Source organism: Desulfovibrio sp. 3_1_syn3 (genome assembly GCF_000145315.2).
Taxonomy (GTDB): Bacteria; Desulfobacterota; Desulfovibrionia; order Desulfovibrionales; family Desulfovibrionaceae; genus Desulfovibrio; species Desulfovibrio fairfieldensis.
In genome coordinates, this window is the sequence record NZ_ADDR02000001.1 from 1010481 (window position 1) to 1033192 (window position 22712).

The 22712-nt window shown below is 64.8% G+C and carries 19 protein-coding genes and 1 riboswitch; of the genes, 9 read left to right on the forward strand and 10 right to left on the reverse strand.

What is annotated here, in order from left to right:
* Nucleotides 1–88: 88 nt before the first annotated feature.
* The 7 genes from HMPREF0326_RS04300 to HMPREF0326_RS04330 form a co-directional block, all read right to left on the reverse strand.
* Complete coding sequence (locus HMPREF0326_RS04300; protein ID WP_008683188.1) at nucleotides 89–1423, reverse strand: amidohydrolase; 1335 nt, start codon at nucleotides 1421–1423, stop codon at nucleotides 89–91.
* Complete coding sequence (locus HMPREF0326_RS04305; protein ID WP_020990242.1) at nucleotides 1420–4551, reverse strand: DEAD/DEAH box helicase; 3132 nt, start codon at nucleotides 4549–4551, stop codon at nucleotides 1420–1422. The genes HMPREF0326_RS04300 and HMPREF0326_RS04305 overlap by 4 nt, the downstream gene beginning before the upstream one ends.
* A gap of 1 nt (nucleotide 4552) precedes the next feature.
* On the reverse strand, nucleotides 4553–5248 hold the full coding sequence (locus HMPREF0326_RS04310) for an acyltransferase (RefSeq protein ID WP_020990243.1): 696 nt from the start codon (nucleotides 5246–5248) through the stop codon (nucleotides 4553–4555).
* A gap of 306 nt (nucleotides 5249–5554) precedes the next feature.
* The gene (locus tag HMPREF0326_RS04315; protein WP_008683196.1) at nucleotides 5555–6460 is read right to left on the reverse strand and encodes an ATP-binding protein; all 906 of its coding nucleotides are present in this window, start codon (nucleotides 6458–6460) and stop codon (nucleotides 5555–5557) included.
* 174 nt (nucleotides 6461–6634) lie between these two features.
* On the reverse strand, nucleotides 6635–7891 hold the full coding sequence (locus HMPREF0326_RS04320; protein ID WP_008683197.1) for a glycosyltransferase: 1257 nt from the start codon (nucleotides 7889–7891) through the stop codon (nucleotides 6635–6637).
* Nucleotides 7891–8841 carry an aminotransferase class IV gene (locus HMPREF0326_RS04325; RefSeq protein ID WP_008683198.1) on the reverse strand — a complete coding sequence of 317 codons (951 nt, stop codon included), beginning with the start codon at nucleotides 8839–8841 and terminating at the stop codon, nucleotides 7891–7893. Before HMPREF0326_RS04325 ends, HMPREF0326_RS04320 begins: the two co-directional genes overlap by 1 nt.
* 16 nt (nucleotides 8842–8857) lie before the next feature.
* Nucleotides 8858–9904: an aspartate-semialdehyde dehydrogenase gene (locus HMPREF0326_RS04330; RefSeq protein ID WP_008683199.1), complete on the reverse strand. Its 1047-nt coding sequence runs from the start codon at nucleotides 9902–9904 to the stop codon at nucleotides 8858–8860.
* Nucleotides 9905–10278: 374 nt separating this feature from the next.
* Nucleotides 10279–10395, forward strand: a riboswitch (glycine riboswitch).
* A gap of 55 nt (nucleotides 10396–10450) precedes the next feature.
* On the opposite strand from HMPREF0326_RS04330, the gene HMPREF0326_RS04335 reads away from it, so the two are divergent.
* From HMPREF0326_RS04335 to HMPREF0326_RS04385, 9 genes are all read left to right on the forward strand, one after another.
* Complete coding sequence (locus tag HMPREF0326_RS04335) at nucleotides 10451–10849, forward strand: GrdX family protein (RefSeq protein ID WP_009302561.1); 399 nt, start codon at nucleotides 10451–10453, stop codon at nucleotides 10847–10849.
* A 134-nt stretch (nucleotides 10850–10983) separates the two neighbouring features.
* Entirely contained in the window at nucleotides 10984–12270 is a 1287-nt protein-coding gene (locus HMPREF0326_RS04340; RefSeq protein ID WP_008683201.1) for a glycine/sarcosine/betaine reductase component B subunit, read from the forward strand.
* A 230-nt stretch (nucleotides 12271–12500) separates the two neighbouring features.
* Nucleotides 12501–13811: a glycine reductase complex selenoprotein B gene (gene grdB / locus HMPREF0326_RS04345; RefSeq protein ID WP_083823266.1), complete on the forward strand. Its 1311-nt coding sequence runs from the start codon at nucleotides 12501–12503 to the stop codon at nucleotides 13809–13811.
* A gap of 75 nt (nucleotides 13812–13886) precedes the next feature.
* Complete coding sequence (gene trxB, locus HMPREF0326_RS04355; protein WP_008683204.1) at nucleotides 13887–14804, forward strand: thioredoxin-disulfide reductase; 918 nt, start codon at nucleotides 13887–13889, stop codon at nucleotides 14802–14804.
* 146 nt (nucleotides 14805–14950) lie between these two features.
* Nucleotides 14951–16489, forward strand: a complete 1539-nt coding sequence (gene grdC, locus HMPREF0326_RS04360) for a glycine/sarcosine/betaine reductase complex component C subunit beta (RefSeq protein ID WP_020990244.1) — start codon at nucleotides 14951–14953, stop codon at nucleotides 16487–16489.
* 8 nt (nucleotides 16490–16497) lie between these two features.
* Complete coding sequence (grdD, locus tag HMPREF0326_RS04365) at nucleotides 16498–17679, forward strand: glycine/sarcosine/betaine reductase complex component C subunit alpha (RefSeq protein WP_008683206.1); 1182 nt, start codon at nucleotides 16498–16500, stop codon at nucleotides 17677–17679.
* A gap of 198 nt (nucleotides 17680–17877) precedes the next feature.
* Complete coding sequence (locus tag HMPREF0326_RS04370) at nucleotides 17878–18198, forward strand: thioredoxin family protein (RefSeq protein ID WP_008683207.1); 321 nt, start codon at nucleotides 17878–17880, stop codon at nucleotides 18196–18198.
* 51 nt (nucleotides 18199–18249) lie between these two features.
* Complete coding sequence (gene grdA / locus HMPREF0326_RS04380; protein WP_083522096.1) at nucleotides 18250–18726, forward strand: glycine/sarcosine/betaine reductase complex selenoprotein A; 477 nt, start codon at nucleotides 18250–18252, stop codon at nucleotides 18724–18726.
* A 291-nt stretch (nucleotides 18727–19017) separates the two neighbouring features.
* Nucleotides 19018–19956, forward strand: a complete 939-nt coding sequence (locus tag HMPREF0326_RS04385) for an AEC family transporter (RefSeq protein WP_008683209.1) — start codon at nucleotides 19018–19020, stop codon at nucleotides 19954–19956.
* A gap of 29 nt (nucleotides 19957–19985) precedes the next feature.
* Here HMPREF0326_RS04385 and HMPREF0326_RS04390 read toward each other — a convergent pair whose 3' ends face one another.
* From HMPREF0326_RS04390 to HMPREF0326_RS04400, 3 genes are all read right to left on the reverse strand, one after another.
* On the reverse strand, nucleotides 19986–20570 hold the full coding sequence (locus tag HMPREF0326_RS04390; RefSeq protein WP_020990245.1) for a hypothetical protein: 585 nt from the start codon (nucleotides 20568–20570) through the stop codon (nucleotides 19986–19988).
* Nucleotides 20571–20837: 267 nt separating this feature from the next.
* Entirely contained in the window at nucleotides 20838–21374 is a 537-nt protein-coding gene (locus HMPREF0326_RS04395; RefSeq protein ID WP_008683211.1) for an HdeA/HdeB family chaperone, read from the reverse strand.
* Nucleotides 21375–21540: 166 nt separating this feature from the next.
* Nucleotides 21541–22401 carry an FAD/NAD(P)-binding protein gene (locus HMPREF0326_RS04400; protein WP_008683212.1) on the reverse strand — a complete coding sequence of 287 codons (861 nt, stop codon included), beginning with the start codon at nucleotides 22399–22401 and terminating at the stop codon, nucleotides 21541–21543.
* Nucleotides 22402–22712 lie beyond the last annotated feature (311 nt).

Sequence of the window (22712 nt, forward strand, 5' to 3'; positions counted from 1 at the left end):
CAAAAAACGTGGTTTTTGCTGTGCTTACGCCGCCTGCGGCGGCGCGCAACCCCTTGCGGATTTGCGATATGTGTCGCTTGACGCGACACTAGCCGCACAGCCTTCCGCACACGGCCGCCAGCCACAACGCGCCCGGCCAGAGCACGCTTTCGTCAAAGTCGAAATGCGGCGTATGGTGGCCGCCTGCCAGATCAGCGCCCAGCAGAGCATAAGCGGCCTGGCCGCCGCCCAGCCGCACGGCTTCCATCAGGGTGGCCGCGTCTTCGCTGGCCGTCATGCGTCCCTCGGAACATATTTTGCCCGCTGCGAACAGGGGCTGTCCGTCCGGGCCCGGCGGCAGTTCCAGGGCGGTCCGGGCCAGCAGTTGGGCCAGCTCCGCATTGCTGTTCGCGCAGCCCGCGCGGCCTTGAATCGTGATCTCCAGGCCCAGTTCCCGCTCACGCGCAATGCGCCTCAGGGCCGCGCGCGCCCCGGCCAGCAGGGCGTTGTCCGCCTTACGGTCAACGCAGCGCGTTTCGCAGGCCATGACGGCCTGGTCCGGCACGATGTTGCGGGCCGAGCCGCCCGCGAGCAGGCCCACGTTGATCCGGCCTTTTTGCTTCGCCTGTCCCTCCTGCCCGCTTTGGTCCGTCTGATCGGGCAGGGCATGCAGGGCCAGCAGCGCTTCGGCGGCCCCCTGAAGGGCGTCGCGTCCGGCCTCGGGCGCGAGCCCGGCATGCGCCGCGCGGCCCGTGAAGCGCGCGTCGAATTTGGTTGTGGCCAGAAAGCCCGACAGCCCGGTGACTAGGCTCCCGCTTTCCGGCGCGCTGAGCCCGAGGTGCACGGCCAGAAAACGGCGCGCGCCCAGCACCTGCTGGATCAGCGCGGACGCGCCGCGCACGCCTTCCTCCGCCGGTTGGAAGAGCAGGCGCACATTGCGCGCCAGGCGCGTTGCGTCCCGCCGCAGCAGAGCGGCCAGCCCCAGGCCCAGGGCCGTATGCCCGTCGTGGCCGCAGGCGTGGCAGAGACCGGGGTGGCGGGAGGCGAAGCCCTCCCGCGCCGGGAGATGCCCGGCATCGTCGGCCTCGGGCATTTCCAGGGCGTCCAGATCAAAACGCAACACCAGATCCGGCTCCCGGCCGGGATGCAGATCCGCCACAATCCCGGTGGCCGGGCCCATGCGCTCAAGCCAGCGGGGGTCGGCGCCTTCCTGAACGGCCCGTTGCCGCGCCCGCTCGAGCACGGCGGGGGCGGGCAGGCCCATGCGCTGGTCCGGATTGAGGATTTCGCGGCCCACGCGCGGGGCGTAGCCCAGGGAGTGCAGGACGTCCGCCGCAAAGGCCGTGGTCCAGAATTCCGTCCAACCCGTTTCGGGATGCCGGTGCAACTCACGTCGCCAGGTGATCAGGGCCGCCGCCAGTTCCGCATCCGTAGCTCTGTTCATGGCCGTTGTCCGAAATCCACGGGCACGCGCACACGCTGCCCGGCCTTGTTGGTGAACAGCAGATAGCCCTCGCGCAGGCCGAAGAGATAGAGGCGGCGGGTCAGGTCCACATCCTTGCGGCAATAGGCCGCGATTTCCTCGCAGCGGCCTTCCTTCCACCATTGCAGGGCCTGCAGGCCGTCGGCGCTCTTGGGTTCGCCGAGCGTGGCCTGGCCCAGATTGTCGAGCGAAATTCGATAGTTGAGACGCTCCTTGATGCGCTGGAGCAAATCCAGGCTGGGCAGGGCGCGCAGCTCAAAGGGCGCGAAGGGCGTGAGCACCGCATAGTCGAAACGCAGGCTGTTGAAGCCCACCACGGTCTCGGCGGCGCGCAGGCGCTCGAACAGGGCGGGCAGTTCGTCCTGACTGTAGGAAAAATAGTCGTCGGCTAGGCTGTCGTAGAGCACGGTGACGCTCACGCCCATTTGTCCGGCTTTGTGCCAGCCGCCGACTTCAGCCGCCGAGCGCCGGGTTTCCACGTCAAAGACCACATAATGCCGGGGGGGCGGCACGGGAATATGGACCGGGAGGCTGTCGGGCACAGGGGAAGATGCCGGAGTCGCGGGCCTGTTTTCCATGATTTTCTCCTGACGCGGGGCGTTGGCGAACGGCGTGCCCGGCGTTTCTCGCGGCCGGATATCCGGAGAGGCTCCCGCTCCGGCGTTCAGGTTCGCCTCCAGGCGGCCATCCAGATGGCCATCCAAAGATTCCGGGGCCGGGCTGATTCTCAGCTCCCGGCAGAGCGCGTCGCCTTCGCCGCCCGGCGCGAGCAGTTCGTCCAGCAGGGCCAGGGCGCCCTGTTTGCTGATGGGCCGGTTGCCCGAACCGCATTTGGGAGAATGCACGCAGGAGGGGCAGCCGTCCTCGCAGGGGCAGGCCCCCACAACCCGGCGCGTGGCTTCCAGCAGTTCCCGCGCTCCGGCAAAGGCCTGGCGGGTGAGGCCCGCGCCGCCGGGCAGGCCGTCGTAGACGAAAACGCAGGGCAGCCCCGTCTGGGGATGCAGGGGAATGGAAATGCCGCCGAAGTCGTTGCGGTCGGCCATGACCTGCAGGGGCAGCAGGCCGATGAGCGCGTGCTCCAGAGCGTGGATGGAGCCCATGAAATGCAGGAAGCGCTCCTCCAGCCCGGCCCGGACAGCGTCCGGAATCACGTACCAGAGGCCTTCGGTTTCAAAGACCTGGGGCGGCACGTCCAGAGGCACGATGGTCAGCAGCCGGTTGCCGGACGTCGCGCGCTTTTCATAGCCGGTAATGCGCTCGGTGATCCGCAGCCTGCCCCGGCAGACCAGGCAGCGGCCGATGGCAAGGCGCTCCGTCTCTTCCAGGATGTCCGTGCTTTTCTGCCCGCGCGTGCGCGTGAACCAGGAAACGTTGGCTTCTTTGGCGCGGATCGCGGCCCGGCCGGGGTCCACTTCCTCAATGACGTACGTGCGGCCCCGGTGCAGGTAGACCGCGCCGGGATGGGTTTCGCGCCAGGCCCGGAAGCCGTCCACCGAGCCGATGACAGCGCCCGCCTGATCCTCGATGCTGTAGCTCTGGCCCGTGCCGCGCAGGTCCACCAGGCGCTGGGGCCGCTTGCGCGCGGCCAGCCATTGCCTGCCGTCGGCGGATTGCAGCAGCAGGCTTTGCTTGCGGAGCTCGCGCACGGCCCGGCGCGCGCCCGCGGATTGCAGCCAGGGCTCATCCGCGCTCAGGGGCAGTTCGGCGGCGGCGCATTCCAGATGCCGGGCCAGAATGACCTCGTTGTCCGGATTGACCACGGCCTTTTCCGGCGGGCGGCTGAAAAAATCCTCGGGATTGCGGGCGAAATACTGGTCCAGGGCGTCCTCCCCGGCCACCACGATGACCGCCGATTCCTGCTGCGCCCGGCCCACCCGGCCGCCGCGCTGGAGGGTTGCCATGACCGTGCCGGGATAGCCCACCAGAATGCAGACGTCCAGGCCGCCGATGTCGATGCCCAGCTCCAGAGCGCTGGTGCTGACCACGGCCAGCAGCTCGCCCGAAGCCATGCGGGCCTCGATGCTCCGGCGCTCCTCGGGCAGAAAGCCCGCGCGGTATGCGGAAATGCGTTCCTTGTACGGGCCGGACTGGCTGCCCGCCCAGAGGCTGACCAGCTCGGTCATCCGGCGCGAGCGGCAATAGACGATGGTGCGCAGATTGCGGGCCAGCGCCGCCTTGAGCAGGTCGATGGCCGCCGTGGCCGGGCTCTGCTCGGGATTGAGAAAAACGAAATGGCGCGGCCCTTGGGGCGCTCCCGACGTGTCAATGACCACAGGCGCATCGGCCGGGCGCGGCGTTTCCGCCATTGCGCCCGGTTCTTCAACGACGACAGGCGCGCTGTCGCCCGCGCCGATAAGCCCGCTTGCCAATTCGCCGGGATTGCCCACCGTGGCCGTGCAGAGCACATAGGTGGGCCGCGCGCCGTAGCGCCCGGCCAGACGGTTCAGCCGCCGGAAGACCTGGGCCATGTGCGCGCCGAACACCCCCCGGTATGTGTGGGCCTCGTCCACCACCACGTGGGTCAGGCCCGCCAGAAAGGCGGCCCACTGCTCGTGGTGGGGCAATATGCCCAGATGCAGCATTTCCGGATTGCTGACCAGCACTGTGGGTGGATCGCGCCGGATCTTGCGCCGGAAATGGTCGCTGGTGTCGCCGTCGTAGAGCGCGGCCGTGGGCCGGGCCGCCTCGGGCCAGGTCGCGGTCAGGGCGGTGAAGGCCGCCAGCTGGTCCTGGGCCAGGGCTTTGAGCGGAAAGAGATAGAGCGCCCTGGCGTCGGGATCGTGCAGATGGCGCTCCAGCACGGGCAGATTGTAGATCAGGCTTTTGCCGCTGGCCGTGGGCGTTGCCACCACCACGGAATGCCCGGCGCGGATGTGGTCCGTGGCCAGGGCCTGATGGCTGTAAAGGCGGACGCCGCGCTCCTCCAGCAGATTGCCGATGGCGCGCGGCCAGGGCAGGCGGCTGGGCGCGAACACGGGTTCCGCGCCGGGCAGCAGGCGGTGATGGGTGACCTGGCCGCCCATTTTGGCTGAGGCCAGCAACGCGGCAATGTATTCGCCGACGCCTGCGGGGGTTCCCCTTCCGGCCATCTCAGGCTCCCCGGCCTTCTGAGCCGGGCATGGCGTCCTCCGGGCCCAGGCGGCGCAGCACGCGCGCGGGCGCGCCCGCAGCCAGGCAAAAGGGCGGCACGTCGCGGGTCACCACGCTGCCCGCGCCGATCATGGCGCCCTCGCCGATGCTCACGCCCTTGAGAATCAGGCAGTTCATGCCGATCCAGACGTAGTCCCCGATGCTCACCGGCGCGTCACGTTCCAGGCCCGGTTCCGTGGCGCGGGTCTCGGGCGGCCAGGGGGCGTGGAAATCCGAATCCACAATTACGCAGTTGGGGGCCAGCAGAACCTGACGGCCGATGCTGATGCGTTGCGAGCGCGCGGTGACGGATGTGCCGCTGAGCTGCGCGCCCTCGCCGATTTCGATGGCCGCGCCTGGCCCGAACACACGCAGGCGCACGGGCGCGTACAGGCTGGCCGCCGTGGCTCGCCGCCGGGAGGAAATCAGACTGGCGCGCGCGCCGATGCGGATGCTGCCGCCCGGCCAGCGCAACAGGCCCACGGGCCCGTGGGCACGCGTGCCCGGCCCCACGGCCACGCCCAGCAGGGCGGCCTTGCAGCGCAGGCGCACTGTGCCCCAGAACGCGCCCCAGAGCCGCATGCTCTCCAGGCAGACATAGCTGATGATATTGCTCGGGGTCAGGCCCCGTTGCAGAGCTTTGCGCAGGATGTTCATAAAACGCAGGATAGCGCCTTGGCGGCGGGGGGGCAATACGCGCGGGGCAGGGCCATTCTGTTCTCCTGCCGTCGGCAGAGTGATTTTGTATTTAGAGCGGGTTATTTTTCAAAGGTACTTGTGCTATGGGCTTGTCATGCGGATGAGGTACTCCGGGCCCTGCGGACACGGAGGATTCACGCCTCCCGACCCCTGTCCGCGCCGGAGGCGGCCCAAACGGCGGCACGCCGTAAGCCTTCGTACCCGGAGGGCAGAATAACACAGCGGACGGAGAACAGAATGACCCTAGGGGCAGGGCAGGCAAGGCTACTCGCCCCGCAGCGCCTCCCGTATCCGGCAAACCCCGCAGAGATCGCCGGAAGAGGTGGGATAGCCGCACTGCGGGCAGGGGGCCAGTTCCACGCCCTCCTCGGCCTCGCGCCGGGCGAAGACGGGGCGCCCGCGCGCCAGAAAACCCTGGTAGAAATCCAGTTTGCGGCCGGGCATGGCCGTTTCCAGGCGTTGCAGCAAGCCCTTGAGCACGGTGAAGCTGGCGCCGGGGCTGTAGGGGCAGGGCGCGTAATGGTTTTCAATGCCCATTAGAAAGGCATAGTTGGCGGTTTCAAATTCCGTGAGCCGCCAGAGCGGTTTGACCTTGCGGGCAAAGCCGTGCTCGCCGGGCAGCAGGGGGCCCTGATCCGAAAGGTAGGCCGTGTCCCAGCGCAGGGTATTGCTGAACAGGCGGGCCGCCTCGTCGTCCAGGTTGTGGCCCGTGGCCAGGGCGTCAAAGCCTTCGTCCAGCGCCACCTTGTTGAAGAAGTGGCGCTTGATCTTGCCGCAGGCCGAACAGATCGGCCGGTGCAGGCGTTCCTTGACCGCCGGAATGGGCAGGCCCTCGGCGGCCATGTCCTTGACCAGCAGCTTGAGGCCGTGCTTGGCGCAGAAACGCTCCACCACTCCCCGCGCCGCCGCCGAGGAGCCGGGGATGGCCAGGTCGATGTGCAGGCCGGTGACGTTGTACTCCTGGCGGGCCAGCTCCAGCATTAGGGCCAGGGAGTCCTTGCCGCCGGAAAGAGCCACCAGAATACGCTCGTCGCGGGTAAAGAGCTTTTGGCCTTCAATGCCGCGCGCGACCTGGCGGGCGAAAAAATCCTTGTAGCAGTCCGGGCAGAAGGCGGCATTATGGCTTTTAAGGGCCACGGCCGCCGGGGCCTTGCAGATTTTACACTTCATGGGTGTCCTGAAAAAGGCTGGAGGTTAGAGCACGTTCACTTTGAAATTGCTCTGGCGGCTGCGTGAGCAGACGCCCGCCACAGAGGCGTAAGCGCAATTTATTCGCGCCGGTAAACGGCGAAGCGGGCGTTGCGCAAAAAGACTCATTGTGGAGTATCGCAACGGTAATCCGCTCTAAGACGATTCGTCGCGCTGGGCCGCCACAGGCTCCCGCGTATCCGGAGTTTTCTCCGCCGGGGCGGGCGCGCCGGTCCCCAGAGCCCGCAGCCAGGCTTCGAACAGGGCGCAAGCCTGGTCGGCCATGTGCTGCAGGCCGGTGGACGGGGCCAGCGCGCGGCCGCATTGCGCCAGTCTGTGCCGCGGCTCCGCATCCTGCATGATTTCGATCATGGCCTTGGCCAGAGCCTGGGGATCGTTTTCCTCCACGGTCAGGGCCGCGTTCTGCGCCTGGTCCGGGCCGCCCAGGCGTTCCAGGTGCAGGCCGCTTCGGCTGCAAATGACCGGCAGGCCCGCCGCGAAGCCAGACCAGAGCGTCTCCGGCGCTTCCTCGGGCGAGGAACCCGGCGCGAGCCAGGCGTGGCAATTCCGCAGCACATCGGGCGCGTACTGTTCGTTGAGCAGGCAGAGGCGCGATTCCACACCCAGGGCGGCGGCCTCTTCCAGCACTTCCTGAAAACGCGGACCGCCGCCCAGCATGCGCACTTCCCAGGGGGGCAGGTCGTCGCGCTGCCAGATGGCGGCCATGGCCCGCGCCACCAACTGCGCGCCGGATCGCGGCGCAAGGCTTTCCCCCATGCCGAAAATGAAGTGCCGCCCTTCTTCCTCCCGGAACGGGCTGGGCGGATCAAAGCCTTCCAGGCAGATACCCGGCGGCAGCAGGGGCAGGGCGTCTGCGGGAACGATAGGGGGAACGACGGGCGCGGCGGCATCGGGCGCTTGTTCCCAGGCGGCCAGAATCCGGTTTTGCACGTGTTTGGAACCGCAGAGGATATAGCGGGCGGCGCGCATCTCTTTGCTTTTGCACCGTTCCGGCGCGGGCGGCCGCAAAAAGAAGGCGTGCGCGAGCAGCGCGCTGCCGGACGGGCGCATGCGCAGCACGCGGCGGCCCAGAGCCAGGGCTTCCTCGCCCACGGTCTGGATCAGCAGCTTTTTATGCCGCCGTTGCCGGTTCCAGAGGCGCAAGAGGGTCAGCGGATTGCCCGTACCCGTGCCGCTCACGGCCAGCAGGGGCAGATTCAGGGCGCGTGCGCGCTCGTGCAGGCGCGAGCCCTTGAGGCAGACCAGCAGAGGGGCCAAGCGGCCTCCGTCACGCATGGCTCTGACCAGGGCCAGGGTCTGTTCCTCCTCCAGCCGCCGGACCCGCGCGCGCGTGGAGCCGTCGGGCGCGGCGTCCTGATTTTCGTCCTGAAGGGAGAGCAGCAGGATACGCATCAGTAAGGCGTGCCCTGGGCCAGCATCTGCGCGAGCAGGGCGTCTTTGAGCCAGAGGGCCGTGGGGCCGGGGCGGCCCCGGTAGTCCCCCTGGCCCACGGGCCTGCCGTCAAAATGCGTGACGCCCACGCAGAGCGTGGCGCTGGTGAACAGCAGCATTTCGCGGGCCGTGGCGATATCCTCTTTGTGGATGGGCCCCTGGATGACCGGCATGCGTTCCTCGGCCAGTTTGAGGGCCGCCAGCAGGGTGGTGCCGGGCAGGATGCGGCGCAGTTCCGGGCTGCGCAGGCGGCCCCGCGCGTCCACAATGCCCAGGTTGGCAATGGCCGCTTCGCCCATGAAGCCGTTCTCGTCAAAGGTCACGGCCACGTCCATGCCTTTTTGGCGGGCCTCCACGGCCATGAAGACGTTGGGCAGATAATTGGTGTTCTTGATCCGGGCCAGATATTCCTGCTTGGGCGGAATGGCGCTGCTGAAGGCCGTGAGCCCTTTGCGGTACAATTCCTCGGAGGGCAGCCTGGAGGCCAGGGCCACAATGTACAGACCGGCCAGCGGGCATTCCTGCGGGGAAACGCCGAAACCGCCCGGCCCCCGGCTGAGAAAGACGCGCAGGTCGCCGTGGTCCCGCCCCGAGGCGCGGGCCACGTCCAGAATGCGCGCGCGCATTTCCTCCCAGGAGCAGGGCGGCGTGATGTCCAGGGCCTGCGCGCCGTCGCGCATCCGGGCCAGGTGTTCGTCCAGGACGAAGATCTTCCGCTCCCGGTAACAGATGCTTTCGAACAGACCGTCGCCGCGATGGCAGATATGATCGTCCAGGGGCAGGAGCAGGAGGCGCGGGTCCGTGCCGATGCATCCCACCCGGTGATCGTAAAAGGCCAGGAATTTGTCCGCCCCCGGACGGGGGGCGGACAAAAGGGCTTGCAGATAGGTGTCGGAATCCACGGCCTGCATGGCATATTTCTCCGCGCTACCGCATGAAGACATTCTTGTCCGGCACGCGGACCAGATCGCGCTTGAGCAGTTCCTCGGCGATCTGCACGGCGTTGAGCGCCGCGCCCTTGCGCACGTTGTCGGCCACGATCCAGAGGTTCAGGCCGTTTTCAATGCTTTCGTCCTCGCGGATGCGCCCCACAAAGGTGGGATCGTCGCCGATGCAGTAGGCGGGCATGGGGTACATGAGTTCGCGCGGATTGTCGAAAACCTTCACGCCCGGAGCCTGGGAGAGCATGATCCGGGCTTCCTTGGCCGTGATCTTCTTTTCGGTTTCGATATTCACGGATTCCGCATGGCAGAAAAATACCGGCACGCGCGCGCAGGTGGCCGTGACCTTGATCGAGGGATCGTCGAAGATCTTCACGGTCTCGTTGACCATCTTCATCTCTTCCTTGGTGTAGTCGTTGTCCAGGAAGACGTCGATGTGCGGCAACACGTTGAAGGCGATGCGGTAGGGGTATACCTTGTTTTCCGGGTCGCGGGCGTTGAAAAGGTCGCGCACCTGGCGTTCCAGCTCCTCAATACCTTTCTGGCCTGTGCCGGACACGGCCTGATAGGTGGAAACCACCACGCGGTTGATGTGTGCCGCGTCGTGCAGGGGCTTGAGCACCACTACCATCTGGATGGTGGAACAGTTGGGATTGGCAATGATGCCCTGATGTTCTTCCAGGGCCTCCGGATTGACTTCCGGCACCACCAGGGGACAGCGCTCGTCCATGCGCCAGGCCGCGGAATTGTCCACCACCACGCAACCGGCATGGGCGGCGTGCGGCGCGAACTTCGCGGACGTGCCGCCGCCGGCGGAAAAGATGGCCAGGTCGATGCCGTCAAAGACATCTTCCTTCAGCTCTTCCACCGTGAGTTCCTCCTCGCCGAAAGGCACTTTGCTGCCCGCTGAGCGGGCCGAGGCGAAGGCCCGTACTTTCGTGGCCGGGAACTGCCGCTCGTGCAGCGTCTTGAGCATTTCACGACCCACGGCGCCCGTGGCGCCCACAACGGCAACAGTCAACGTATCGCTCATGGCTTTTGGTCTCCTTGGTGGAAAAGAGGCGCGCGTTTTCCGCGTTTGTGAGCACGCATCATAACCGCCCTTATCCGAAAAGTGAAGCCGGGGCTGACAGCGTCCCAGGGCAATCGAATGAATAGGATGAGTATTTTTTGTGTCCGGAGTGAAAAAGAAAAATACTTTTGCGTCAGCCTTCCTGTACCTTTGCGGTTATTTTACAAAATCCGCCTATTCCGCGCGGGCGGCGTCATTCCCCGGCCTAGCCCGCGCCGGTCGCCGCAATCCATCGTTTGGTTCTTCAACCAGGCATAATTTGCGGATATGTTTTATTTTTTTTATGAGGCCGCCGCTTGACATTTTTTTCTCAATGTGGGAGTGGGGAATTGCGAGCGAAAGTTGCAAGAGAGCACCCGCGCACAACCGGCATGCCGGACGTTGCCACGGGGTCGCCGAAGGGGCAAGGCCGCAAGGCTGAAACTCTCAGGCATCAGGATTGCAACCGGACGCATCTCTGAACCGCCCGGCGCGCGACAGAGCCAACGCAAACGCGGGAGCTTTGCTGTGGCCGGTCGCGCGATTCTCATTACCAACAATCCCTCTTTTCCGTCCCGCGTTCCGGCGGGTGTGGACGTTCTGTTGCTGGACGGCGGCGCGCGCGACGCGCTGACCATGGCGCGCGACCGCGTGCATCAGGGCTGGCGGCTTGCCAATCACCCGTTGTACGGCAATTTCCGTCCGCATCAGCAGCCCTACCGTTCCCTGCTTCTCTTGCCGCCCTCCCCCTCCGGGACGGTGGACTCTGACTCTCTGCATTTTCTGGAAGAAGCCCTGCAGCTCTATCAGAGCCCGGCCGCGAAGGTCCGGCAAAGCCTGCCCGGCGACCTGCCCGAGGCCATGCGCCGCGATTGCGCTCTGCTGGACTGTGAATTGCTGAAAGCCACTCTGGAAAGCCTGCACTGACTCCTTTCCCAACCGGGCCGGTCGGTCCGGGCATGCCGGGATGCGGACGGATGCGGGCACCTCCCGTTGCGTCACAATCATCATGGATTCATCCGGGCGGCCCGCCCGAAGACGTCTGACCCAAGGAGTTTGTCGTGAACCTGGAACTGCATAAGATTGCAATCCGCAAGCTGGAATGGGGCCCGCGCACCGGCGCGCGGGATCATGTGCTCACCGTCAATAAGGAGGAGCTGGTCAGCCTGCTGCTGGAAGACCCGGCCCTCCGGAATGTGGAGGCCGAGCTGGTCCATCCCGGCGAGAGCGTGCGCATCCTGCCCTGCAAGGATGCCGTGGAGCCGCGCTGCAAGCTGGAAGGCCCGGGCGAGGTGTTTCCCGGCTGGATCGGCGACGTGGACACCGTGGGCCAGGGCAAGACCCTGGTGCTCGAAGGCGCTGCGGTGCTGACCACCGGCCGTCTGGTGGCCCCGCAGGAGGGCATTGTGGACATGAGCGGCCCGGGCGCGGCATACACGCCTTTTTCCAAAACCTGCAACGTGGTTCTGGTCTTCGAGCCCGTGGACGGGGTGGAGTTGCATGAGCTGGAGGCGGTCTACCGCCGGGCCGGGCTCAAGGCGGCATACTATCTGGCCTCCTGCTGCAAGGAAGACAAGGCCGACACTGTGGAGAGCTACGCCTTCCCGCCCCTGGCCGAGGCCATGAACGCCTGGCCCGGGCTGCCCAAGGTGGCGTATTTGTATATGCTCCAGTCCCAAGGCCTGCTGCACGATACCTGGGTCTACGGCGTGGATGTCAAAAAAATTCTGCCCACCATGATCAGCCCCACGGAAATCATGGACGGGGCCATTATTTCCGGCAACTGCGTTTCGGCCTGCGACAAGAACAGCACCTACACGCACGTGAACAATCCGGTGATCAAAAGTCTCTACGCCCACCACGGCAAGGACATCAATTTCGTGGGCGTGATCATCACCAATGAAAACGTTACCCTGGCCGACAAGAAGCGCAGTTCCTCCTACGCGGTGAAGCTGGCCCGGATGCTCGGCGTGGACGGCCTGGTGATTTCCGAGGAAGGTTTCGGCAACCCGGACGCGGATCTGATCATGAACTGCTGGAAGGCCGAGCGCGCGGGCATCAAGACCGTGTTGATCACCGACGAATACGCCGGGCGCGACGGGTCGAGCCAGTCCCTGGCCGACTCCTGCCCCGAGGGCGACGCCTGCGTCACCGCCGGCAATGCCAATGAAGTCATCGTCTTGCCGCCCATGCAAAAGGTCATCGGCGAACCGGCCACGGCTGACGTCATCGCCGGGGGCTTCTTCGGTTCCCTGCGCGAGGACGGCGGCATGGAAGTGGAATTGCAGGCCATTATGGGCGCCACCAGCGAATTGGGGTTTAACCGTATTGGCGGCCGCACCCTCTAGGGAAGTGCTGAAATAATCAAGCATGGGGGGCTCTGCCCCCCAGCCCCCGGCAGGGGCATGATGCCCCTGCACCCGCATTACCGAAATGTTGCTGCAAAGCAACAACATTTCGAAAGTGAGGGGGACCGGGGGGAATGATTCCCCCCGGACGGGGTTTGGGGCGGTAAGCCCCAAAAAAACATCGACACTTCGTTAGAAACAGCGCGGAAATGACAGAGAAGGAGTGGATCATGGCATATCGTGTCATACACTATATCAATCAGTTTTTCGCCGGCATCGGCGGCGAGGACAAGGCGGACGTCGGCCCTGAAGTGCGCGAAGGCGTTGTGGGTCCCGGCATGGCCTTCAAGGCCGCTCTGGGCGGCGAAGCGGAAATCGTGGCGACCTTTATCTGCGGCGACAACTATTTCGCCAACCATATGGATGAAGTGTCCGCCCTGGTGGTGGAAACCGTGCGCGAATACAAGGCCGACGCCCTGATCGCGGGTCCGGCCTTCAATGCCGGGCGCTACGGCGCGGCCTGCGCCTCGGTCTGCGCGGCGGTCCAAAAGGCTCTGCACATCCCGGTGGTCACGGCCCTGTACCGGGAAAATCCCGGCGTGGATCTTTTCCGTAAGGAAATTCCCATTGTGGAAGCCGCCGATTCCGCGCGCGGCATGGCCAAGGCCGTACCGGCCATGGCCCGCGTGCTGCTCAAGCAGCTCGGGGGCGAGGCTTTGGGAACCCCGGCCGAGGAAGGCCTGATCGAAAAGGGCATCCGCGAAAACATGTTCTATGAGCAGCCCGGCGCGGAGCGCGCCGTGTCCATGCTGATCAAAAAGCTCAAGGGTGAGCCCTTTGCCACGGAATACGCCATGCCGGTCTTTGACCGCGTGACCCCGCGCCCGCCCGTGGCGGACATGAGCAAGGCCAAGATCGCCCTGGTCACTTCCGGCGGCATTGTGCCCTTCGGCAACCCGGACCACATCGCGGCCTCCAGTGCCCAGAATTTCGGCGAATACGACATCACCGGCGTCACGGATCTGCTCCAGGGCAAGTATCAGACCGCCCACGGCGGCTACGACCAGACCTACGCCAATCAGGACCCGGACCGCGTGCTGCCCGTGGACGTGCTGCGCGACCTGGAAAAGGAAGGCCGCATCGGCTCCCTGCATCCGCTCTTCTATTCCACCGTGGGCAACGGCACGGCCGTGGCCAAGGCCAAAGCCTTCGGCATCGAGATCGGCAAGCGTCTCAAGGACGCCCAGGTGCAGGCGGTGATCCTCACCTCCACCTGAGGCACCTGCACGCGTTGCGGTGCAACGCTCGCCAAGGCCATTGAGGACACCGCCGACGTGCCGGTGGTTCACATGTGTACCATCGTGCCTATCTCTTTGAGTATCGGGGCCAACCGCATTGTGCCCACGGTCTCCATCCCCCATCCGCTGGGCAATCCCGAACTCTCGCCGGAAGCGGAAAAGGCCCTGCGCCGCGAACTGGTGGAGCGCGCGCTCACGGCGCTCTCCACTCCCGTGGATGAACAGACGGTCTTCAATACGTAAATTGCGGACGTAACAACAGCAATGACGGCCCGGCGGGCGCGACAGCGCCCGCCGGGAACCACGGGAGCATACATCATGGAGCAGCGTGAACTGGTCATCATCGGGGCGGGCCCGGCCGGACTGACCGCCGCCGTCTACGGCAAACGCGCGGGCCTGGACGTGCTTGTGCTGGAAAAGGGCAAGGCCGGCGGCCAGATCCTGATCACCAGCGAAATCGAAAACTGGCCCGGCACCATCAGTGCTTCGGGCGTGGGGCTGGCCGACAGCTTCCGGGCTCACGCCGAGCATTTCAAAGCCGAATTCCGCACCGCCACGGTGAAGGAACTGCGCCCGGCGGGCGGCAAAACCGTGGTGGTCACGGACCAGGGCGAGATTGAGGCCAAGGCGCTGATCATCGCCACCGGGGCCAACTTCCGCAAACAGGGCTGCCCCGGCGAAAAGGAATTCACGGGCAAGGGCGTTTCCTACTGCGCGGTCTGCGACGCGGCCTTTTTTGAGGAGCTTGAGGTGGCGGTCATCGGCGGCGGCAATACCGCCGTGGAAGAGGCCTGCTATCTGACCCAGTTCGCGGAGAAGGTCTACATCGTGCACCGCCGCGATCAGTTCCGCGCCGACAAGCTGGTGGCCGAGCGCGCCCTGAAAAATCCCAAGATCGTGCCCCTCTGGGACAGCGTGTTGGAAGCCATCGAGGGCGACGGCCTGGTGGAGCGCATGGTGCTCAAGAACGTCAAGAGCGGCGAAAAGAACGTGGTGGCCGTCAACGGCGTGTTCATCTTCATCGGCACGCTGCCCAACGCCGCCTTCCTGAGCGGCGTCTGCGAAACCACGGAGCAGGGCTGGATCATTACGGACGCCGACATGCGCACCTCCACGCCGGGCGTCTTCGCGGCGGGCGACGTGCGCGACACGGCCCTGCGGCAGGTGGTCACGGCTGCCGGGGACGGCGCGCGGGCGGCCATGTCCGCCTATGCCTATCTGGCTGAACAGGAATAGATTACCTTTGAAACGCTTCGCTTTTCAAAGGTTCATTCAGCCGAAAAATGTGATTTTCGGCTGAATCCACGCCGCGTTGCGGCGCGCCGCACCGTGTGTGGCGTAGCGGGAGCTCGTGCGGCTATTTTTATACAAGGAGCAAGCACATGGGCAATGTCGGCATCAAAGGCACGGCCTACTGCCTGAATTTCGCGCCGGAACTGGCGCTGCATTACGGCGGCACGCCCGCCCAGGAGCGTCGCGCCAAGCCCGATTCCGAGTATCTCAAGGCCCTGCCCGGGCGGGCCCAGAGCTATGAGGAAGCTGCGGGCTACGCCCCCAACAAGACCTATATCGGGGCCATGAGCGTGGAGGAACTGGCCGCCGCGTCCGCGCCCTGGCTGGAAAATCTCGGCGCGCCCGAGCGTTACGGCAAATACGGCGAGATCATGCCCGAAGACGAGTTTCTCGGCTTCATGGACATCTGCGACGTTTTTGACCTGATTTGGCTGGACAAGGATTTTGCCGCGCGCATCAAGGAAAAATTGGCCCAGGACCCGGTTGTGGGCGAGAGCCAGCTGGCCCGCCTGGAAGCCGGTCATGAGGCCGCTGAAATCGCCGAAGCCGTGGAAAAGCACATGGCCCTGCCGCTGTATCTGGACGGCCGGGTGGTGGGCTGCTGCCGCCGGGCTCATGATACGGACGAAAACCTCTCGGCCCACGTCATGCTGGAAAATCTGGCCTGCAAGGCCAGCGGCGTGCTGGCCCTGTTGCATTTGATCAAAAACAGCGGGCTCGCGCCTGCGGACATCGACTTTGTTGTGGAATGTTCCGAGGAAGCCGTGGGCGACGTTATGCAGCGCGGCGGCGGCAACCTGGCCAAGGCCGTGGCCGAAATCGCGGGCTGCGGCAATGCCAGCGGCTTTGACGTGCGCGGCTTCTGCGCCGGTCCGGCGGCGGCCGTCATCGCCGGCGCGAGCATGGTGGCCTCGGGCGTGCGCCGGAATGTGGCCGTGCTGGGCGGCGGTTCGTTGCCCAAGCTGTATATGAACTCGCGCGACCACGTCAAAAAGGGGCTCAAAGCCCTGGAAAACTGCATCGGCAGCTTTGCGGTGCTGCTCGTGCCGGACGACGGCACGGAGCCGGTGATCCGCCTGGATTCCGTGGGCAAGCATTCCGTGGCCGCCGGGGCGGCCCCGCAGGCCATCACCTCGGCCCTGACCTTTGAGCCGCTGACCCGCCTGGGCCTCAAGCTCACGGATGTGGACAAGTACGCCCCCGAACTGCACAACGCGGAAATCACCCTGCCCGCCGGGGCGGGCAATGTGCCCGAGGCCAACTTCAAGATGATCGCGGCCCTTTCGGTCATGAAAGGCCAGCTCAAGCGTGAGGAGATTCCGCAATTCGTGGCCGAGCACGGCATTCCCGGTTTCGTGCATACCCAGGGGCACATCCCCTCGGGCGTGCCCTACATGGGCCATGCCCGCGACGCCATCAAGGCCGGGAGCATCAAGCGCGCCATGATCATCGGCAAGGGCAGCCTGTTCCTGGGCCGCCTGACCAATCTGGCCGACGGCGCGTCCTTCCTGATCGAAGCTCCTTCCGAAACCGGAGGCGCGACGGGCGCGGGCGTCACCAAGGACGAAGTGCGCGAACTGCTGCTGGACGCGCTTGCCGATCTGGCCGCCAACCTTCAGAAAAACTGAGGTCTGCCATGGCGGAAGTAAACGAAAGCAAACGCGCCCTCATCGGCAAATCCCTGGCGGAGCTGGTGGCCACGGCGCGCGGCGGCGGCCCGCGCAATCGCATCGGGCTGATGGCCGCGGGCAGTGAGCTGCCGGTGGAAGAGTTCCTGCTGGGCGCGGGCACGGCCATGCGCCGGGACAGCCGCCTTCAGGTGGTAGGCCTGGGCCCCCGGCCGGACGCCCCGCTGCCCGAGGGCATGGACTGGATCGAAACGCCCGACTGTGAGGCCGACATTGCGGCGGCCATGGAAAAGGCTCTTGATTCCAAAGGTGCCGACGCGCTGGAAGGCGCGGTGGCCCTGCACTATCCCTTCCCGGTGGGCGTGACCACCATGGGCCGGGCATTCACTCCGGCCAGGGGCAGGGCCATGATCCTGGCTTCCACCACGGGCATCAGCGCGCCGCAGCGGGCCTGCGCCATGCTGCGCAACGCGGTGTACGGCCTGGCGACGGCCAAGGCTATGGGCATTGCCGATCCCGGCCTGGGCGTGCTCAATCTGGATGCCGCGCCTCAGGTTATGCGCGCCCTCAGCCGTATGGCCGAAAAGGGCTATGCCGTGCGTTTCGGCCAAAGCGTGCGCAAGGACGGCGGCGCGTTGCTGCGCGGCAATGACATCCTGGCCGGCGCGGTGGACGTCTGCGTCTGCGACACCCTCACGGGCAACGTGCTGGCCAAGGTCTTCGCGGCCTTCGGCACCGGCGGCGGCTACGAAGCCGCGGGCTGGGGCTACGGACCCTCCGTGGGCGAGGGCTGGAACAAGGTGGTGTCGATCATCTCGCGGGCCTCGGGCGCGCCGGTCATCGCCAATGCCCTGAGCTACACGGCCCAGGCCTTGCGCGGCGGCCTGCCCGCCAGGGTGGCGGCGGAACTCCGGGTGGCCCGCGCCGCCGGTCTGGACGAGGAACTGGAAGGGCTCATGCCCAGGCCCGAGGCCGGAAGCGGCGACGTGCCGGTCATGCCGCCCGTGGTGCCCACGGATGAGGAAATTCACGGCATCGACGTGCTCGATCTGGAAAACGCCGTGCATGTGCTCTGGAAAGAAGGTATCTACGCCGAAGGAGCCATGGGCTGCACCGGGCCGGTGGTCAAGCTGGCCTCGGCCGGTCTGGAAAAGGCCAGGACGCTGCTTACGGCGGCGGGCTATCTGTAAGGGAATCGCTGAGTAATGGTTTTGCCCTCTGCCTGCGTCAGGCTCGCTCCGTGCGAAGGTCGAATATGTTTGAATATACTCCTCCGCCCGCAGCTCGCCTTCCTTGGCAGAGAACAAAAATCTTCATTATCAGTACGTTCCAGGAAAATGTCTCCATCCTTTTGCGGCATATACAACACGCAAGCAGCGAGGTGCACTATGGTTATCGTGGACAAGGAAAATTTCGAAGCGGAAGTGCTCAACAGCGCTATGCCCGTCATCGTGGACCTTTGGGGCCCGCAGTGCGGTCCCTGCCTGGCCCTGATGCCGTCGGTGGAAAAGCTGGCCGAAGAGTACGAGGGCAAAATCAAATTCTGCAAACTGAACGTGGCTGAAAACCGCCGCCTGGTCATCTCCCTCAGGGTCATGGCCGTGCCCACCATTCTGTTTTACAAGGGCGGGGAAAACGTGCAGCGCATCAGCAGCGACGAAGTGACCCTGGACACCATCCGGGAAGGCGCGGAGAAGCTGTTGGCATAACAACGGCTTGGCTTGTTGCGGAACAAGCAAAGCAACAACAAGGAGTGCATCATGGGTAAACTTGCAGGTAAGAAGCTGCTGCTTCTGGGCGAACGGGACGGCGTTCCCGGTCCGGCCATGGCGGCGGTCTTCGCCAACTCCGGGGCCGAGGTGCTGTTCTCGGCCACCGAATGTTTTGTCTGAACCGCCGCAGGCGCCATGGACCTGGAAAATCAGCAGCGTGTGAAAGACGCCGCTGAGAAGGTCGGGGCGGAAAACCTGGTGGTGGTGCTCGGCTCTTCCGACCCCGAAGGGGCGGAAATCTATGCCGAAACCGTCACCCTGGGCGACCCCACCTTTGCCGGTCCGTTGGCGGGAGTCCCGTTGGGACTCTGCGTGTACCATGTGTTTGAAGAGGAAATGAAGAGCGAAGCCGATCCCGCTGCCTGGGAAGAGCAGATCAGCATGATGGAAATGGTGCTGAACACCGAGGCGCTGGCGGCATCCGTGAAGAAGATGCGCGACGCCAACAGCAAGTATTCGCTGTAGGCCGGGCCGCGTCCGAAAATGTGCGCTTCCCCCGCAGTGCGTCACGCTTTGCGGGGGAAGCGTCGTACTGAAGGGCCGTGAATGAGTTTTGCTTCAGGCCTCCTGCCCGCGCCGGGCTTCAGCCGTTGGCGGCAAGGCCGCCTTACGGATGAAGGCCGCAACGATAGGCGGCCCAAACGGCTGGAGGCGTAAAGTCTCCGTGCCCGGAAGGCAAAACAACGGACGGAGAACAGAATGACCCTGCCCTCCCCGGCTGTTTACGGAAGCCGCAAAAGCCGCTAAGAAATCCCTATGGTTTTTCTGCACGCCTTGGGGGGAATTTTCGGCCTGCTGCTGGTCGTGGCGGTGGGCTATGCTCTGGCCTGGAAGGGCTGGTTTTCCACGGAAAGCCAGATGCTTTTGCCCAGGCTGGTGACCTATGTGGCCCTGCCGCCTTTTCTGATGTGCACGCTGTTGCAGTCCTTTGACCGCGACCATCTGCTGCACATGCTCTACGGCGCGCTGCTGCCCTTCACCTCCCTGGTCATCACTTTCAGTCTGGCCTGGGTGGTGGGCAGGATAGCTCATGTGCAGCGAAAGCACTTCGGCCTGTTCTGCGCCTGTGTTTCCAATTCCAATACCATCTTTGTGGGCATTCCGGTCAATCTGGCCCTGTTCGGGGAGGAATCCCTGCCCTATGTGCTGCTCTATTACTTTGCCAGCACCATTTTTTTCTGGACCGTGGGCAACTACGCCATCAGCAGCGACGGCTGCGGGGAGGGCCGGGAACGGACACGGCTCTGCGACAATATCCGACATATTTTTTCACCGCCCATGCTGGGTTTTCTGACCGGCCTGGCCCTGGTGATGTTCAAGGTGGATCTGCCCCGTTTTCTGCTGGATGCGGCCAAATATCTGGGCAATCTGACCACGCCCCTGGCTCTGCTGTTCATCGGCGTCACCCTGCAAACCATGGATCTGCGGCACCTCAAACTCGACCGGGATCTGGTTCTGGCCCTGGTCGGGCGCCTGGTGGTCAGCCCTCTGGTGGTGCTTTTGCTCGTGCCCCTTTTCCCCATACCGGAACTTATGGGCAAGGTCTTCATCATGCAGGCCTCGCTGCCGGTGCTGATGCAGGCGGCCATCCTCAGCGCCTACTACCGCACGGACCCGGAATTCGGCGCGTTGATGGTTTCCCTGTCCACGCTGCTTTCGGCTCTGACCATTCCCATCTATATGACCCTGCTCTGAGCGGCTCCCGAAATCTCGCATAAACCGGGTCATTTTCCCCGCATGCGCCGCAGCACGCCCAGCAGCGGCGCGTCGGGCGTGCGCGCGCATTCCTTCCAGACCAGTTCAGCCGCTCCGGCGGGCATGTCCCGCAGGGCTTCCCCGATGTTGCTGCCGTCCCTGGCCTGATCATAGGCGTAAAGCCAGATGCCGAAAAAGAAGGCGTCCTCATTATGATCGCCCGCAGCCAGGATATCCCGGCAACGGGTCATGGTTGTTTTCCAGGGGCCGCGATGCCAGGTTTTCTTCTGTTCCCGCCAGACTTCGGCCAACCCGCGCTCGGGATGTGCGGCGCAGATCCGTTCCACGCGGGCCAGCAGGGCGCCCAGATCGCGCGGGTTGAAACCTGTGCCGCCGTGCCGGGCGCTGACATAGGCGTCCAGCTCCAACGCCTCCAGGAGACGGCGCATTCTTTCGCCGCCCGGCTTAAGCGCGGGCTGGGCCCAGGCCGCGCACATGGCTGAGGCCGAATCCGTGAAAACTTCCCGTCCGGCGGCGTCAGGCGGCGTGCTTTGCGGCCATGCCGTCAGCGGCAGGCAGAGCAGAAAGGCGCACAGTGCCGGGATGTTATGCATATTTCCCCCTTCAGACATTTTCACATTGAAAATGTGAAGTGCACGGCGGCCGCGAGAGCAGCGTCACAGCTTTAGAACAGGTCAACTTTGATGTTATGCATTTCAAAGTCAAAGGCACGCTTACTCCGCCGTAAAGCCTTACGGGTTTTGCGTGTCGGATTTTTCAAATGAGACACTGGATGCTGCGAAGGCCGCGGCCGGGGGAGAGAGCGTGTTGCGTCTCCCGCTGCGGTCGCGGCCTTCGGCATGGTCAGACTTGGGAAGGATTTATTTGACGCTTTCACGCATGACGTCGAGCATCAGCGCCTCGGGCTTTTTGGAGCAGGCATCCAGATACGCCTTGAGCGTGTCGTCGCTTTCCAGCACCGAGCCGGGTTTGCCGCTCTTCTGGCGGTTGTAGCCGTCCAGCCAGATCACAAAGCCGCTGCCGTCGTCTTCATTGGCCTTATAGTCTTTGCAGGTCGTCTTGTTCGCCCGCCAGGGGCCGTCAGCTGCCACAGGCTGGTTCTTGCGGGCCTCCTGCCAGAGAGTGACCACCTTTTCAGTGGGCTTGGCCTGGCAGGCCGCATAGACCTGCTCCAGCAGCGGAGCCATGATGTCCGGATCGGCCACGGCCTTGCCCTGCGCGGCGGCGGCATAGCCGTCGATCTGCAGCCCCTCGAACAGCGGCGGCTGGCCGGACGTGCTGGAAATGGCCACCAGTTCAGCGCAGATGAAATTGGACGGGTCGATTTTTTCGTCCGCCGCCTGGGCTCCTGCGGGCAGGGTCAGCATGAGGCAGCAGAGGATAAACAGTTTTTTCATTCTTTCTCCCTTGGATGGAACGTTGTGACTTTTCTTCCATTACCCACGAGCCCGCATCTGTCAACAGGCGATATAAAACGGCCGCCGGAAAATCTCCGGCGACCGTGGGAAGACGTGAAACCTATGGGATTTTTTGATCTGTTGCCAGCTTTTCAGAAGTGTTTCCCTAAAGTTCCGGGGGCAGCTCCTGCAATTCCTTCCAGGTAAACACCGGCCCGTCCACACAGACGTAGCGGCCGCCGATATTGCAGCGCCCGCAGATGCCGATGCCGCATTTCATGCGTTTTTCCAGGGTGGTGACAATGTTCTCCGGCGCGAAGTTCAGCTTTTGCAGAGCCTGCACCGTGAACTTGATCATGATCGGCGGCCCGCAGAGCACGGCCACGCAGTTGGCCGGGTCGGGATTCAGTTCCAAAAGCACGTTGGGGATCAGGCCCACCTTGTGCTCCCAGCCTTCAAAGGGGGCGTCGATGCACAGGGTGCAGTCCAGGTCGGGACGCCGCAGCCAGTCTTCCAGCTCATAGCTGAAGGCCATGTCGCGGGGCGAGCGTGCGCCGTAGAGCAGGCTGATCTTGCCGTAGTCCGCCTTGTGTTCCAGCAGATGCAGCATGATGGTGCGGATGGGTGCCATGCCGATGCCGCCGCCCACGAAGAAGATGTCCTTGCCCTTCCAGTCGTTGTAGGGGAAGAAGTTGCCCAGCGGGGCGCGCACGCCCACCTTGTCGCCGGGCGACAGGCGGTGGATGGCGGCGGTCACTTCACCGGCCTGCATGACCGAGAATTGCAGATAATCCTTCCGTGACGGCGGGGAGTTGATGACGAACGTGGATTCGCCCGCGCCGAACACCGAGAGTTGGCCTACCTGGCCCGGCTCGTGGGTGAAGGACTCCATGGCTTCGGGATCGTCCAGGACCACGCGCAGGGTCTTGATATTGCCGGTTTCCTGGATGACTTCGGCCACGGTGGCGGGCATGGGTTTATAAGGATTGCCCTGGGGCTTGGGCCGGGGCGAGATCTCCCGCAGCATGCCCTTGCCGCCTGCGGGAGCCGCGGGAGCTTTGGGGGTCGTCTTGGCCTTGGACTCAGCCTTGGGCGCGGGGGCGGCTTCGGGAGCCGGGACCTCGGCGGGCGTTTCCACGGCGGGGACGGCGCTTTCCTTGACGGCCAGTTCGCCCTCTTCTCTCACCACAGGGGGGTGCTCCTCATGCGCCACAAGGTCCGCCTCCGGGCGCACGGCCGGAGAGACCGGCCGGGCGGACGCGGGCACTTCGGCGGGCCGGGGCTTCGGGGGCGCGTCTTTCTTGGGCGCGGCGGCCTTGGCAGCTTCCTTGGGCGCGG